The sequence below is a fragment of the Ramlibacter sp. genome (assembly GCF_028291745.1).
GTDB lineage: Bacteria > Pseudomonadota > Gammaproteobacteria > Burkholderiales > Burkholderiaceae_C > Ramlibacter.
In genome coordinates this window covers 1-15,122 of sequence record NZ_JAQGNQ010000013.1, presented here as the reverse complement: position 1 = coordinate 15,122, position 15,122 = coordinate 1, and the positions used below count along the sequence as shown (strand labels likewise).

Below are 15,122 nucleotides of genomic sequence, written 5' to 3'. Positions count from 1 at the left end.
GCGTGGCGCGCGAAGTGGGGACCGAAGGCAAGCTGGGTGGCCAGGCCGACGTGCAAGGCGTGGCCGGGACCTGGAAGGACTTGACGGACTCGGTCAACTCCATGGCCGGCAATTTGACGGCGCAGGTGCGGAACATCGCGGAGGTGACCACCGCGGTGGCGGCCGGTGACCTCTCCAAGAAGATCACGGTGGACGTGAAGGGCGAAATCCTGGAGCTGAAGAACACCATCAACACGATGGTGGACCAGCTGCGAAGCTTCGCTTCGGAGGTGACACGGGTGGCGCGCGAAGTGGGTACCGAGGGCAAGCTCGGTGGCCAGGCCTACGTGCAGGGTGTGGCCGGTACCTGGAAGGACCTGACCGACAACGTGAACTTCATGGCCGGCAACCTCACCTCGCAGGTGCGCAACATTGCCGACGTGACCAAGGCAGTGGCCGCCGGTGACCTTTCCAAGAAGATCACGGTGGACGTGAAGGGCGAGATCCTGGAGCTGAAGAACACCATCAACACCATGGTGGACCAGCTCTCCTCGTTTGCCTCCGAAGTGACCCGGGTGGCGCGCGAAGTGGGTACCGAAGGCAAGCTCGGTGGCCAGGCCTATGTGCAAGGCGTGGCCGGCACCTGGAAGGACCTCACGGACAACGTGAACTTCATGGCCGGCAACCTGACCTCGCAGGTGCGCGGTATCGCCAAGGTGGTGACCGCCGTGGCCAACGGCGACCTCGAACAGAAGCTGACCGTGGAAGCCAAGGGCGAGATCGCCTCGCTCGCCGACACGATCAACTCGATGACCGACACGCTCGCGACCTTCGCCGACCAGGTGACCACGGTGGCGCGCGAAGTGGGCGTCGAAGGCAAGCTGGGGGGCCAGGCGAAAGTGCCGGGCGCCGCGGGCACCTGGAAGGGCCTGACCGAAAACGTGAACCAGCTGGCCGCCAACCTCACCACGCAGGTGCGAGCGATCGCCGAAGTGGCCACCGCCGTGACGCAGGGTGACCTGACGCGATCCATCACCGTGGAAGCGCAAGGCGAAGTGGCGGCGCTGAAGGACACGATCAACGAGATGATCCGCAACCTGCGCGACACGACGCAGGTGAACACCGAGCAGGACTGGCTGAAGACCAACCTGGCCAAGTTCTCGCGGATGCTGCAGGGCCAGCGCGACCTGGTCGCGGTGGGTCACCTGATCCTGTCGGAGCTGGCGCCGGTGGTGAGCGCCCAGCAAGCCGAGTTCTACGTGCTGCGCTACACGCAGGAGCAGCCCAAGCTGCGCCTGATGGCGTCGTATGCCTCGGACGGCCACGGTGCCTACGGCAAGGAGGTCGACCTGGGGCAAGGGCTCGTCGGCCAGGCCGCCTTCGACAAGAAGAAGATCGTGCTGACCTCCAGCTTCCCCGAGACGCTGAAGATCGCCTCCGGCCTGACCGAGACGCAGCCGCTGAACGTGCTGGTCCTTCCCATCATCTTCGAAGGGCAGGTGCGGGGCGTGATCGAGCTGGCCTCGATCGAACGCTTCAACCCGACCCACCAGGCCTTCCTCGACCAGTTGACCGAATCGATCGGTATCGTGATCAACACGATCGAGGCCAACATGCGGACCGAGGACCTGCTGGCGCAGTCGCAGTCGCTGGCGCAGGAACTGCAGTCGCGCCAGGAAGAACTGCAGCAGACCAACGAGGAACTGCAGGAGAAGGCCCGCCTGCTCGCCCACCAGAACCAGGAGGTGGAGCGCAAGAACGCGGAAGTGGAACAGGCCCGGCAGGCGCTGGAGGAAAAGGCCAAGCAGCTCGCGCTGACCTCCAAGTACAAGTCCGAGTTCCTGGCCAACATGTCGCACGAGCTGCGCACGCCACTGAACTCGCTGCTGATCCTGTCCGACCAGTTGTGCAAGAACCCCGAGGGTAACCTCACGCCCAAGCAGGTGGAGTTCGCCAAGACGATCCACTCGTCCGGCAACGACCTGCTGATGCTGATCAACGACATCCTCGACCTCTCGAAGATCGAGTCGGGCACTGTGGTCGTGGACGTCAACGACCTGCGGTTGTCGGACCTGCAGCTTTATGTGGAGCGCACCTTCCGCCACGTGGCCGAAGCCAAGAACGTGGACTTCACCGTCCGCACCGGCCTCAACCTGCCGGCGTCGATGGTCACGGATGCCAAGCGCCTGCAGCAGATCCTGAAGAACCTGCTGTCCAACGCCTTCAAGTTCACGCACCAGGGCCACGTCACGCTGACGCTCGAAGAAGTGTTCGCGGGCTGGAGCAACGACAACGAGGACCTCGGGCGCGCCCAGCAGGTGATCGCCTTCTCGGTGTCGGACACCGGCATCGGCATCTCGCCGGACAAGCAGCAGATCATCTTCGAGGCCTTCCAGCAGGCCGACGGCTCCACCAGCCGCAAGTACGGCGGCACGGGCCTGGGCCTGGCCATCAGCCGCGAGCTGTCCAAGCTGCTGGGCGGCGAGATCCGCCTGGTGTCGGCGCCGGGGCAGGGTTCGACCTTCACCCTGTACCTGCCGCTGGTCTACATGGCCACGCGGGCGGCGCGGCGCGTGTCGAGCGACTTCCGCGGCGAGCCGACCATCACTCCCGTGCCCAAGCGGCTGCCGCAGCCCGCGGTGCAGAGCGGGCCGGCTGGCGCGGACGTGGTGCAGGACACCATGAACGCCCTGGTAGGGACCGAGGAAGTCGCCACCGACAACGTGGCCAACGACGACCGCGACAGCATCCACGGCGGCGACCAGGTGCTGCTGATCGTCGAGAACGACCTGGCCTTCGCGCGCTTCCTGCTCGATGCGGCGCGTGCCAAGGGCTTCAAGGGACTGGTCACCACGCTGGGTGCCGGCGCCCTCACGCTGGCCAGCCAGCACAAGCCGTCGGCGGTGACCCTCGACATGCACCTGCCCGACATGGCCGGCTGGCGCGTGCTCGATCGCATCAAGCACGACCTGGCGCTGCGCCATGTGCCGGTGTGCGTGATCTCCACCGACGACAGCAAGGACCGCGCTTTCAAGTCCGGCGCGCTGGCCTTCGTCGAGAAGCCGATCCGCTCCAAGGAAGTGCTGGACGGCATGCTCGAGAAGCTGCACGACTACGTGTCCCGTCCCGAGAAGAGCCTGCTGGTGGCGCTCGACGACCGCGAGGTCCGCAACGACCTGCTGGCGCAGATCGAGGGCGAGCAGATCGACGTGACCATCGTCGCCACGCCGCAGCAACTGCTCAAGGCCCTGGAGGACAACCGCTTCGACGCCGTGGTGCTGGAGGACGGCTTCGGCAACAGCGACCCGCGGGACTTCCGCCGGGCGATCTCCGCGCAGGCGAGCATCGGGCCGATGCCGCTGATCCTGTACCGGGGGGAGGGCGGCGCGCGCCATGCCTGGCACTCGGACGACGGCCTCACGGTGCATGACGTGCACGGCTCGCCCAAGCTGTTCGACGAGACGCTGATCGCGCTGCACCGCAGCCTGGCACGCCTGCCCGAGCTCAAGCGCAACGTGATCGACAACGTGTACGAGTCCGCCAAGCCGCTGGCCGGCAAGCGGGTGCTGATCGTCGACGACGACATGCGCAACATCTTCGCGCTGGCCACCGTGCTGGAAGAGCACGGCATGGACATCGTGTGGGCCGACAACGGCCGCGAGGCGATCAACCGCGTGGCCAACGACCCGGGCATCCAGGTGGTCCTGATGGACATCATGATGCCGGAGATGGACGGCATGGCGACGATGAAGGAGATCCGCAAGCTCCCGCAGGGGCGGAATCTGCCTATGATCGCCGTGACCGCGAAGGCCATGAGGGGCGACCGCGAGAAGTGCATCGAGGCAGGGGCCTGGGATTACCTGGCCAAGCCGGTCAATACGCCGGACCTGCTGGCGGTGCTGCGTGCCTGGCTGCAGCAGTAGCCGGAACCCGGGTCCGGTGACGCCAGGGCGTGCCGTGACCCGAACGACTGAGCTGACGCATGAAGGGAATCTGGTGACGCGCACTGCGAGCCCGCAGGACAGCCCCGAGAAGGTCAACATCCTGGTGGTGGACGACCTCGCGGAGAAACACATCGTCTTCCGGACGATCCTCGAGGAGCTCGACCAGAACATCGTCAGCGCCCGGTCCGGGCAGGAGGCCCTGAAGTTCATCCTCGAGATGGAGTTCGCGGTGATCCTGCTGGACGTCAACATGCCCGATATCGACGGGCTCGAGACGGCCAGCCTGATCCGCCAGTACAAGAAGTCGGCCCAGACACCGATCGTCTTCATCACCGCCTACGTCGACGAACTGCAGGCGCGGCGCGGCTATGCCCTGGGCGCGGTCGACTACATCCCATCGCCGGTGGTGCCGGAGGTGCTGCGCTCGAAGGTGCGGGTTTTCGTCGAGCTGTTCCGCATGAACCGCCAGCTGCAAAAGCAGGCGGCGCAACGCGAGGCGCTGGCCCGCTCGGAGGCAGCACGCGCGGCCGCCGAAGACGCGATCCATCGCGCTGATTTTCTGGCGGAGGCCAGCCAGGTGCTGTCCCGCTCGCTCAACCTGGACGACACGATTGCCGCCGTGCTCGACCTGTGCGTGCCCATGCTGTGCGAGCGCGCCATCGTCGGCATCCCGGACAAGGACGGCGGCGTGCGCCGGCTCGAGATGCATCCGGCTCCACGGGCCGACGATCCCGAGGTGTTCACACCCGAACTGCGCGTGGTCGCCGACCGGGTGATCCGCGACAAGCAGTTCCAGCTCGCCACCCTCGGCGACGAGCGGAGCGCCGCCATCTGCCCGCTGATGGCCGGCGACGAGATCCGCGGCGCGCTGGCCCTCCTGGGCACCGGCGACAGCTTCGATCCGCCGCGCATCGCGCTGATCCGCGAATTCGCCAGCCGCGCCTCGATCGCCATGGAGAACGCGCGGCTCTATTCGGCCGTGCAGGAGGCGGACCGGCGCAAGAACGAATTCCTCGCGATGTTGGCGCACGAGTTGCGCAATCCGCTGGCGCCCATCCGCAACGCCGTGCACATCCTGGCCAGCGCCGAGGAATTGCCGCCCAAGCTCGCATGGGCCCGCGACGTCATCGGCCGCCAGGCCGATCACATGGCCAGGCTGATCGACGACCTGCTGGACGTCTCGCGCATCGTGCAGGGCAAGGTGGCGGTGAAGCCGGAGAAGCTGCAACTCGCCACGCTGATCGAGCGCTCGGTGGAGGCCAGCTCGCCGCGCCTGGGTGCGCGCGAGCAGGAGCTCGACGTGGTGCTGCCCACGGAGAACATAGAGCTGGAGGGCGACGCCGTGCGCCTGTCGCAGGTGCTGTCCAACTTGATCAACAACGCCTGCAAGTTCTCGCCGACCGGCAGCCGCATCTGCCTGCACGCGAGCTATCGCGAGGGCGAACTGCAGATCCTCGTGAAGGACGAGGGCGCCGGCATCGCGCCGGAGTTCCTGCCGCACATGTTCGACCTGTTCGCGCAGGCCGACCAGTCGCTGGACCGGTCGCAAGGCGGCCTGGGCATCGGCCTGACGCTGGTGAAGCACCTGGTCGAACTGCATGGCGGCCGCGTGTGGGCCACCAGCGAGGGGCTGGGCAAGGGCGCGCAGGTGACGATCGCCTTGCCGGCCAAGGTGGTGGCCTCGCAGCCGGCGGCGCCGCTGCCCGGCGTTACGCATCGCAGCGCGCCGGCCACGGCCATGCCCTCGCGCATCCTGGTGGTCGACGACCTCGCCGCATCGGCCGAGACGCTGATGACGCTGCTGGAGATGGAAGGCTTCGAGGTGCGCGTGGCCAACGAGGGGCAGGAGGCGCTGGACATCGCCCGCGAATTCCGCCCCGACGTCGTCCTGCTGGACATCGGCCTGCCCGGCATGAACGGCTTCGAGGTGGCGCTTGGCCTGCGCAGCCTGCCCGAGTCGCAGCATGCGCTGCTGATCGCGCTGACCGGGTACGGCGAAGCGGAAAGCCGCTCGCGCTCGGCGCAGGCCGGCTTCGACTTCCACATGGTCAAGCCGGCCGACGTGAATGCGCTGCTGGCCATGTTGGCCAATCCTCAGGAAGCCCGAAAAGCGGCCCTGGTGACTGTGTGATAATCGCAGGCTTGCTGGAGAGGTGGATGAGCGGTTTAAGGCGCACGCCTGGAAAGCGTGTGAGGGTTAACAGCCCTCCGCGGGTTCGAATCCCGCCCTCTCCGCCAGCACGCACTCTAAAAAGGCCCCGCGAGGGGCTTTTTCATTGGGAAAGCAGTCACTTTCCCGTCCCGCACCGTCCCTTGTCATCCCGCTAAATCCCGCCTATATTGTCGGGTAGGAAGTTGGATGGAGCCACGGAGTGCCGCGCAAAGCCGCCGAACTGACTGACCTGCAGGTGCGTCGCTTGGCGCATCCGGGGCTGTATGCCGTGGGCGGCGTGGCCGGGCTGCATCTGCAAGAGACGGCCGCCGGCGCGCGCACTTGGGTGTTGCGCATTCCGTCGTACAGATCCCCCCCTGGGCGCAGGAGTGGCCCGGCAAGGCGCCGATTCGCATCGTTGTTCCCTATGCGGCGGGCGGAAACGCCGACTCGGGCGCGCGTGCATATGCCGAGATCGTCTCTGCCAGCCTGAAGCAGACGGTCATCGTGGACAACAGGCCCGGCGCGTCGTCCATCATCGGTTCGGACGTGATCGCCAAGCCGGCCCCCGACGGCTACACGATCGGCGTGCAGGCCGGGACCGATTCCGAACGGCCCGGGCTTGGGGGCAATTGATGCTTCGACTCGGTTGCGACCACTGGCTCGCGCAAGGCGGGGACTGGGGGTCGACGATTACCCACGTGCTCGCGCAGCAGCGGCCAGCGGGAGTGGTGGCGGCGCACGTCAATTGGCAACTCGTCGTGCCCGCTCTGCCTCCCGCAAACATGACGAACGAAGAAAGTGCGGTTTACGCGGACATCCAACGGCACGCTGACAGTCGCGGCAAGCTCGCAGGCTACTTCAGGATGCAGGCGACCAAACCCCAGACGATTGCCTATGCGCTGCTCGATTCACCACTTGCCCAAGCGAGCTGGATCTACGAAAAGCTGCACGATTGGACCGACCACGAAGATCACTCCGAGGCGCTAACGATCGACGAGACGCTTGACGACACTTCCCTCTATACGTTCGCCGGGACGGCCGGTTCCGCAGCCCGGTTCTATTGGGAGAACTCGCGCAGCACTTTCCCCTTTGGTCTCAACGCGGGTGCGATCGATCTGCCGATGACCGCAACTGTTTTTCAGAAGGAGACGATCCGTCCACCGCGGGCCTGGGCCGCGGCGTTATGGTCCAGGCTTTACTATGGAACATCGTCGAAAAGCGCGGTCATTTCGCTGCCTGGGAGCAAGCGACTCTTTTTGTCGAAGAGCTCCGAAAGGCCTTTCAATCGGTTCGATTTTTGCGTAGCGAGGTCCCGTGCCAATCATTGAGCCGTTTTTCCGCGAATCGGGCAACGGCCTGGGCGTCATCTGCCTGCATTCGAACGCGAGCAGTTCCTCTCAGTGGCGCGCGCTGATGGAAAAACTGGCGCCGAGCTTCCATGTCCTTGCACCTGACGGCTTTGGCGCGGGGAAGGGGCCGCCTTGGCCGGCGACGGGACACCTAACGCTTGGCGATGAAGTCGCCCTGCTAGAGCCTGTTTTCAAGCGTGCCGGCGATCCGTTCGTGCTCGTGGGGCATTCTTACGGGGCTTCCGTCGCTCTGGTAGCAGCGGTGCAGCAGCCAGAGCGCGTTCGCGCGCTGGCGCTATATGAGCCTACATTGGTAAGCCTCGTCGATGCCTGGTCTGCGCCACCCAATGAGGCAGACGGCATTCGATTGATCGTTCAAAAAGCCGTGGAATCGTTGGCACGCGGGGATCGAGCCACAGCCGCGCAATTGTTCACTGACTACTGGATGGGTGCGGGATCCTGGCTCGCACGATCGGAAGCGCAGCGACATTCGATCGAAGGCTCGATAGCTCACATGAAGGAGTGGGGCAATGCGCTATTTGGTGAACCTACACCGCTCGCCGCCTTTGGCAAGCTGCAAATGCCCGTGCTACTTATGATCGGATCGAAGACTCGAGCCCCTGCGCGCGCGGTGACCCGACTCTTGTCACAAGTCCTTCCCAATGTGCATGTCGTCCAACTCGATGGGCTTGGACACATGGGTCCGATCACCCACGCGGATACTGTGAACGACGCCATCGAGCGATTCTTGCATCGGGACGCGAGAGATGCGTGAGAATCCGATCGGCGCACCCGCCGCACTCACACGCCGGCGTTCAAAGCCCAAGTAGCCGTGGCCGCGCTGCGCGAGGACAAAACGCTGGCGGAGTTGACCAGGCATTTCGAGCTGCATCCGACGCAGATCGTTGAATGGAAGCGGCAATTGCGCGAGCGGACCGAGCCGTGCCTTGATGCCAGCGGCCACGAGGCGCGCGTCATGCGCGGGCGGCAGCTGCTGGTCGCCGGCGGCGGGTCGGCTCTCGGCGTGGTCTACCACGAACTGGGCAACGGTGGCCACGTGCACGGGCAGCTGCAGCTCGCCGCCGTAGCGGATCTGGAACCAGGCCATCCAGTAGCGCAGCGGCTGACGGGCGAGTTGGCCGCCTTCGCTTCAACAGTATCGGCAGCGCTATCGGCCACGCTTACCGGGCACGCACCAAGGCGTCGGCTGCTTTCGGATGGACGGACGCGCTGGCCAACTGCACTTCCAGTGCCTTGCGCGGAGCGTCGCTCGAGGGAGCAAACCTTTCCAGCGGGTAGGGTGACCAGCTATGGGATGTGGTCGGCGGCATGCTGGCGGGACGCTGGGGCTCGAGCCGCCTCGCGTCGCGACACGTTCAGCGTGGCTTTTCGATCGTCCTGGTGATCGTCGCGGTCGGCCTGCTCGGGAAATCGGCGCTGAACATCTGACCGGGGCAAGATCAAGCGCTCCAATCGAGCCACTCGCAGAGGGCTCGTCCCATGACCCATTGCTGGTCGGCCTCGCCCAGCCATGGAAGCGCCTTGGTGAACAGCTCCACCGCTTCGGTGTACGTGCACGTGCGCCGCGTCAGATCGGTGCCCCAGAACACGCGACGCGGCCCGTACGCATCGAACACCTGGCGAATCGGCGCGTGCAGATCGGCAAATGGATAGGGCTGCGCCGAGAAGTACGGCAACGCCGAGGCCTTCACGGCGATATTGGGATGGATCGCGATGTCGCACAACGCAGCCAGCGTGGCGTGGTTCACATACGGCTTCTGGTCCACGTCGCGATGAAGCGCCAGGTGATCGATCGCGATCTTCAATCCGGGATGGCGGTGCGCGATCTCGCCGATCCGGTCCAGCACGCCGGTTGCATGAATCATCAAGGGAATGCCGGCTCGCTCGGCCGCAGGCCAGAACCAGTCGAGCGTGCCGTCCGAGAGCCAGCTTCGCCCCGGTTCGGTGCGCACGTTGAGGCGCATCCCGACAATGCCCGGCTGGTCCATCCACGAATCGATCAGGCCGCGGTTCGCTCGCTGGTCGAGCGCCAGGCGCCCCATGACCGCAAATCGATCCGGATGCGCCATGGCGGCGGCGATCGATAGTTCATTGCGATTGCCCGCGTGTGCGGGCGGCACGAGCACCGCCCGGGCCACACCTGCCGCATCCATCTCGCGCAGCAGGTCGTCCGCGGAGAACCGCGGCCCCGCGTTCATCTCCGGCCCCGAAACCTTTGGCCAGGGTTCCTCGGGCGACTCAGGCGCCCAGATGTGGACTTGCGAATCGACAATGAACATCAGTCGGCCCTCGCGCCCGATGCTTTGACGATCGGCGTCCACTTCACGGTCTCCGCCTGGACGAACTTGCCGAGTTCTTCGGGCGTCATGTCGGTGTAGCTCTGCGCCTCCCGCACCAATTGCGCCTTGACTTCCGGCGTGTTCATGATCCGCCTGATCTCGGCATTGAGCTTCGCAACGATAGGCGCGGGCGTTTGCACCGGCGCGAAGATCGCGCACCAGTTGCGCACCTCGAAACCCGGCAAGCCGGACTCGGCCAGCGTGGGCACGTCGGGCAGCGCCAGGGATCGCGCCGAGCCCAGGGTCGCGATCGCCTTCAATCGATTGCTCTTGATGAACGGGATGGCGGGCGCAAGCGGAATGAATCCCATCGTGACCTGCGCGCCGGCTACGTCGGCAATGGCGGCCACGTTGCTTCTGTAAGGTACGTGGGTGATGTCGACCTTCGCGATCGCCTTGAACAGCTCCCCGGCCAGGTGGCTCGACGTCCCCGGGCCGCCGGATCCGAAGTTCAGCACCTTGGGCTGCTTGCGTGCCAGCGCGATGATTTCGGCCGGGGTCGAGGCCTGCACCGAAGCATTGACGACCAGCACGCCTTCCGCATCCGAGACGAAGGCCACCGGTGCGAACTGCTTGACGGGGTCGTACGGCAGACGCGCATAGATCGACGGATTGAAGACATGCGTGCCGATCGTGCCCATCAGGAGCGTATAGCCGTCGGCCGGACCCTTCGCGACCAGCTCCGCGCCCACGCCGCCCCCGGCGCCGACACGGTTGTCCACGATCACGGGCTTGCCCCATGCGGCCTGCAGCTGCCGCCCGACGACGCGCGCCATCAGGTCCGAGGGCCCGCCGGGACCGAACGGCACGATGATGCGAATCGGCTTGGTCGGGTAGGTGGCGGTCTGCGCCGACACTGTCATGGTTGCGCCGAACGCCAGGGTCAGCGTGAGCGCGCAGGCGAATCTGCAACGGGTAGTCTTCATGTCATCCTTGGTTGTGCGCGCCCGGACGGCGCGCCTTGGTTTGCGAAATGGTCGGTATCGACGCTACGGCACTCAGCCATGAACTCAGGCGCGAATTCAGGCACGAAATTCAGCCGTCTCGCGCGTCCAGGCCGCCGTCTTCTCGCTGAGCGACAGCCCGAGTCCCGGCCGCGTGGGCACCAGCATCCGGCCATCCTTGATCTCGATGCGCTCGTTGAACAAGGGCTCGAGCCATTCGAAATGCTCGACCCAGGGCTCGCGCGGGTAGGCCGCCGCCAGATGGACGTGAAGTTCCATGGCGAAGTGCGGGGCCAGCATGAGGCCGGCGCTTTCCGCTTGCGCGGCGATCTTGAGGAACGGCGTGATGCCGCCCACCCGCGGCGCATCGGGCATCAGGTAGTCGGCGGCGCGGTGCCGGATCAGGTCGCCATGCTCGGCTGCGCTGGTCAGCATCTCGCCGGTGGCGATCGGCGTATCGAACTGGACGGCCAGCGCCGCGTGCCCTTCGTGGTCATACGCATCGAGAGGCTCTTCGATCCAGGTCAGGTTGAACTGCTCGAAGATCCGGCACATCCGCTGTGCGGTCGGCCGATCCCACTGCTGATTCGCATCGACCATCAAGGCGACATCGTCACCCAGTTGCTTTCGCACGGCTTCGACACGACGGATGTCGAGGGCCTTGTCGGGTTGCCCCACCTTGAGCTTGATGCCACCGATGCCGCGCGCGATCGACGCCTTGGCATTGACCGTGAGTTGATCGAGCGGCGCATGCAGGAAGCCCCCCGACGTGTTGTAGCAGCGTACGGAGTCGCGATACGAGCCCAGCAGCTTCGCCAATGACAGGCCGGCGCGCTTTGCCTTCATGTCGTAGAGCGCGACGTCGAATGCGCCGATGGCCTGCGTAGACAGGCCGCTGCGGCCCACCGAGGCGCCGGCCCAGCACAGCTTGTCCCACAGCTTGGCGATGTCATTGGGATCTTCGCCGAGCAGCGCGGGCGCGATTTCCTTGGCGTGGGCAAACTGGCCCGGGCCGCCCGCGCGCTTGGAATAGCTGAAGCCGAGCCCATCGCGCCCATCGGCCGTCTTGATCTCCGCGAACAGGATCGCGATTTCCGTCATGGGCTTTTGCCGCCCGGTGAGCACTTTCGCGTCACTGATCGGGTTGGCGAGCGGCAGGTAGCAGGAGGACACGCGGATCCACGAAATTTCGTCGCCCCGCCGGCTGCTACCAGTGCTCATGTCGATCTTCAAGTATGTCTGGGAACGGTAACATTTTTTGCTTAAGCTGCTCTAATCAAACGTCAACAAATCGGGATGCTCATTAGGAGCGCTCCCGATCCCAGGCGGAACAAGCAACCGGGCGACGCATGGTATCGTTCCCATTCGCGACGTCAAGAGAAAATCGCAATGCCCGACAATGGGCCGTTGGCAGCGCGCCCACTCCACCTCTCACATGCCCACCTTGAAAGTTCCGCGAGCCGCCACGTTGAATGACGTTGCCCGAGAGGCAGGCGTCTCGCGCATGACCGCCTCCCGGTCGCTGAGCAATCCCGGCGTGGTCGCACAAGAAACCATCGAGAAAGTCCGCAAGGCGGTCGAGGCCACCGGCTACATCCCCAACCTGGTGGCCGGCGGCTTCAAGTCAAAGCGCAGCCTGCTGATTGCCGGCTTGGTGCCCGCCGTGTCCGTGGCGCAATTCCTGCCGACGCTTCAGTCGATGACGCAGGTGCTCGACCGGGCAGGCTATCAACTGATCCTCGGGCAGAGCGGCTATGACCATTCGCGCGAAGAGCCGCTGCTGCACACGATGATCGGCCGCCGGCCCGACGGCATCATCATCACCGGCCTGGTTCATTCCGCCGCGGCCCGGGCGCGCCTGCAAAAAGTCGGCATTCCGGTGGTCGAGACCTGGGACCTGACCGATCATCCAGTGGACATGGTCGTGGGCTTCTCTCACATCAAGGTCGGCAGCGCCATCGCGGGCTTCTTCCTGGCACGGGGATACAAGCATCTTGCGATCGCCACCGGCGACGATCATCGCGGCGCGCTGCGACGCGAAGGCTTCCTGGCGGCCTGCGGGCGGGAAGTCCCGACCGCCATGGTTCCGGCGCCGAGCAGCATGGAACTCGGTCGTCGCGCCCTGTCCGAAGTCCTTGCACAGGATCCCCGCGTCGAAGCCATCTATTGCAGTTCGGACCAGCTCGCGCAAGGCGTGATGGCCGAGGCACTGGCTCGCGGTTTGCGCGTTCCCGGAGATCTGGCGGTGTGCGGCTTTGGCAACGCCGACTTCGCGGCGCATTCGCAGCCATCGCTCACAACCGTGGATGTGGACGGCGCAGGCATCGGAAAACTCGCCGCCGAGATGATCATTGCACGCTGCAATGACCAGCCGATTTCCAAATCCATTGTCGACGTCGGTTTTCAGATCGTCGAGCGTCAATCGACCGCAGCACCCGGGTGATCCGCCGGAATTGAGCGCGGTCAGCGCACCAGCAGCGTCTTGAGCTCGCCGCTGTCGATCAGTGCCTTCAGGTCGTTGTAGCCGGCCACCAGCGTGCCTTTGACGAACTGGTGGCCGGCAGCGAATCTGACAGGCCGCGGCGGCCGGCGGTCAGGATGTTGGTGTTGTCCGGGACGGGAGCGCCAGTGGCGCTGGTGAAGCGTTCGGGTTTGGCCATTCGCTCTCCTTCCTTCCATTGAACGGCGGATGCAGAGGCCGCATTGAGAGCTTCCCGCGTCACGTCAAGATTACCGATTCGAGGCGGCGTGGTTCAAATGAAGCGAGCGGGCCGCGCGTGACCGCTGTGACGCGGGGCCGGTGCTCGCGACACACAGCGCAAGCCGTGCGGGCTCGGAATGGCGACTCACACCCGGGCGTGAGTCGCCATCCGGGACCGGACCATGAAGGACGCGCATGAACGACCACTTGCATCCCGCCCCCGTCACCAACTTCATCCGCGCCGCAGTGCTTTCCATGGGGCTGTTTGCGGTCGGCGTGTCCCACGCCCAGGGCAGCGCCGGGCCTGCGGCGGATTTCTGGCAGACACCCACCGTGGCCGGCTTCGGAAAAATGCATCCCTTGCCCGATGCGGGCGATCAGCCGCAGAAGGCAGCGACCTACAAGATCGTGTTTTCCCTGACCAAAGGCGACAAGCCGGACAAGGTGAACCCCTCGCTGGACCAGGTCGCGCGCGCCGTCAACCTGTACGCGTGGGCCGGCGTGCCGCCGGACCATCGCAAGTTCGTGGCGGTATTGCATGGAGACGCCACAGCTGCCGCGCTCGACAACGCGCACTACAGGCAGCAATTCGGTGTCGACAACCCGGACCTGCAAATCATCCGCGAGCTGCGTGCGGCAGGAGTCGAGATCGTCGTCTGCGGCCAGGCGGTGGCGGAGCATCACTTCCAGTACGAGTGGATCGCATCCAACGTCACCCTGGTCCTGTCGGCCATGACCACGATCACCATCCTTGAGAACCAAGGCTATGGGCTGATGCCTTTGTAGCGGCTGCGATGACTGAAACGAAAGGCAGGACAGGAATGAAAACCGACGGCATGGCGCCGGGACTGATCACGGCCAACAGCAGATTGGGCGCCAGGGAAACGGCCGATCGCCATGCCCCTGTTGTCCTTGACACCTTACCCCTAATCGACTGGGATGGTTATCGGCCCGGACCCGGCGTGTGGTCCGTCGCGGCAGCGCAGCACTGCGCACGATGGCATGCGATCTGAATTTGGAGCCACTTCCAATTTCCCATGCAACTGCCTACCGCATCGGCAAAACAGACACGAACCTCTTCGCGTTGCACTCAGCCTGAATGATCAGCTGACGTCCTGCGCTTGGACGGGGCCTAGCCATCCCAGCGAACCCGAGTTGCACCTGCTGCTGTCCGAGCTCGGACTTCAGCGAAGCTTCGGCGGTGTTCAACCCACCGGCGAGGACCCCTGTGACCCACTCCCTCTTCGATTGGACGCTGGTCCGCTATCGCAGCGTAATCTCGGTGCTCAAGAAACCTTTCTACGCTGGCCTGTGTGCCCCATCTTGCAGGAAGCGACGGCCGGATGACCGCTGCAATGAACGCGAGGCTGCCCGGTCGCGTTCACCTGGCCGCCGGCGGCACGAACCCCGTATGATTTCCGGCACCTGCGTCATGGGGCGCCCGCACTGGTCGCGATGGAGAGTGACTCCTGCTCTGCGCGGGCTTGGGCGGCGAATTCCGATCCCAGGAAATCGAGCAGGCCGCGCACGGACGGCAGCAGTCCCCGCCGCGAGGGAAAAACCGCGTGAATCACGCCGCTGCGCGGGGCCCACTGCGGCAGGACCTCGACCAGGTTGCCGAGCAGCAAGTCCTTGAGGACCATCAGCGAGGGCATCTGCACGACGCCAACGGCCTGCAGGGCCGCGGCGT

Annotated in this window: 12 protein-coding genes, 1 tRNA gene and 2 pseudogenes; 10 read left to right on the top strand and 5 right to left on the bottom strand. The window is 65.2% G+C overall.

The features are described from left to right. The 8 genes and pseudogenes from JWP60_RS02090 to JWP60_RS02055 all read left to right on the top strand — a co-directional run. Nucleotides 1-3,902: response regulator (locus JWP60_RS02090; protein WP_299785909.1), on the top strand; the 3,902-nt coding region annotated here is incomplete at its 5' end. A 73-nt stretch (nucleotides 3,903-3,975) separates the two neighbouring features. Further along, complete coding sequence (locus tag JWP60_RS02085; RefSeq protein ID WP_299785907.1) at nucleotides 3,976-6,054, top strand: response regulator; 2,079 nt, start codon at nucleotides 3,976-3,978, stop codon at nucleotides 6,052-6,054. A 16-nt stretch (nucleotides 6,055-6,070) separates the two neighbouring features. Further along, nucleotides 6,071-6,161: transfer RNA gene (locus JWP60_RS02080), tRNA-Ser, on the top strand. Nucleotides 6,162-6,417: 256 nt separating this feature from the next. Further along, on the top strand, nucleotides 6,418-6,711 hold the full coding sequence (locus tag JWP60_RS02075; protein ID WP_299785905.1) for a tripartite tricarboxylate transporter substrate-binding protein: 294 nt from the start codon (nucleotides 6,418-6,420) through the stop codon (nucleotides 6,709-6,711). A 65-nt stretch (nucleotides 6,712-6,776) separates the two neighbouring features. Then, the gene (locus JWP60_RS02070; protein WP_299785903.1) at nucleotides 6,777-7,406 is read left to right on the top strand and encodes a hypothetical protein; all 630 of its coding nucleotides are present in this window, start codon (nucleotides 6,777-6,779) and stop codon (nucleotides 7,404-7,406) included. Continuing rightward, complete coding sequence (locus JWP60_RS02065; RefSeq protein WP_299785901.1) at nucleotides 7,393-8,202, top strand: alpha/beta hydrolase; 810 nt, start codon at nucleotides 7,393-7,395, stop codon at nucleotides 8,200-8,202. Before JWP60_RS02070 ends, JWP60_RS02065 begins: the two co-directional genes overlap by 14 nt. Nucleotides 8,203-8,259: 57 nt before the next feature. After that, nucleotides 8,260-8,361, top strand: a pseudogene (locus tag JWP60_RS02060) (hypothetical protein); the annotation flags it as partial. Nucleotides 8,362-8,753: 392 nt separating this feature from the next. Beyond that, nucleotides 8,754-8,876, top strand: a pseudogene (locus JWP60_RS02055) (sulfite exporter TauE/SafE family protein); the annotation flags it as partial. A gap of 11 nt (nucleotides 8,877-8,887) precedes the next feature. Here the strand turns inward: JWP60_RS02055 and JWP60_RS02050 are convergent. The 3 genes from JWP60_RS02050 to JWP60_RS02040 all read right to left on the bottom strand — a co-directional run bounded on the left by JWP60_RS02050 (nucleotide 8,888) and on the right by JWP60_RS02040 (nucleotide 11,952). Beyond that, on the bottom strand, nucleotides 8,888-9,769 hold the full coding sequence (locus JWP60_RS02050; RefSeq protein WP_299785899.1) for an amidohydrolase family protein: 882 nt from the start codon (nucleotides 9,767-9,769) through the stop codon (nucleotides 8,888-8,890). Next, nucleotides 9,727-10,713 carry a tripartite tricarboxylate transporter substrate binding protein gene (locus tag JWP60_RS02045; RefSeq protein ID WP_299785897.1) on the bottom strand — a complete coding sequence of 329 codons (987 nt, stop codon included), beginning with the start codon at nucleotides 10,711-10,713 and terminating at the stop codon, nucleotides 9,727-9,729. Before JWP60_RS02045 ends, JWP60_RS02050 begins: the two co-directional genes overlap by 43 nt. Nucleotides 10,714-10,809: 96 nt before the next feature. Continuing rightward, on the bottom strand, nucleotides 10,810-11,952 hold the full coding sequence (locus tag JWP60_RS02040) for a mandelate racemase/muconate lactonizing enzyme family protein (RefSeq protein WP_299785895.1): 1,143 nt from the start codon (nucleotides 11,950-11,952) through the stop codon (nucleotides 10,810-10,812). Nucleotides 11,953-12,166: 214 nt separating this feature from the next. Here JWP60_RS02040 and JWP60_RS02035 point away from each other — a divergent pair, with 214 nt between their 5' ends. Next, nucleotides 12,167-13,174: a LacI family DNA-binding transcriptional regulator gene (locus tag JWP60_RS02035; RefSeq protein ID WP_299785893.1), complete on the top strand. Its 1,008-nt coding sequence runs from the start codon at nucleotides 12,167-12,169 to the stop codon at nucleotides 13,172-13,174. A 67-nt stretch (nucleotides 13,175-13,241) separates the two neighbouring features. Here the strand turns inward: JWP60_RS02035 and JWP60_RS02030 are convergent, their stop codons facing one another. Then, complete coding sequence (locus tag JWP60_RS02030) at nucleotides 13,242-13,391, bottom strand: hypothetical protein (protein ID WP_299785891.1); 150 nt, start codon at nucleotides 13,389-13,391, stop codon at nucleotides 13,242-13,244. A gap of 236 nt (nucleotides 13,392-13,627) precedes the next feature. Between JWP60_RS02030 and JWP60_RS02025 the strand changes: the two genes are divergently transcribed. Continuing rightward, nucleotides 13,628-14,218 carry a DsrE family protein gene (locus tag JWP60_RS02025; protein ID WP_299785889.1) on the top strand — a complete coding sequence of 197 codons (591 nt, stop codon included), beginning with the start codon at nucleotides 13,628-13,630 and terminating at the stop codon, nucleotides 14,216-14,218. 644 nt (nucleotides 14,219-14,862) lie between these two features. On the opposite strand, the gene JWP60_RS02020 is transcribed toward JWP60_RS02025, so the two are convergent. Next, nucleotides 14,863-15,122 (bottom strand): LysR substrate-binding domain-containing protein (locus JWP60_RS02020; protein WP_299785887.1); only part of this gene is annotated, 260 nt, incomplete at its 5' end.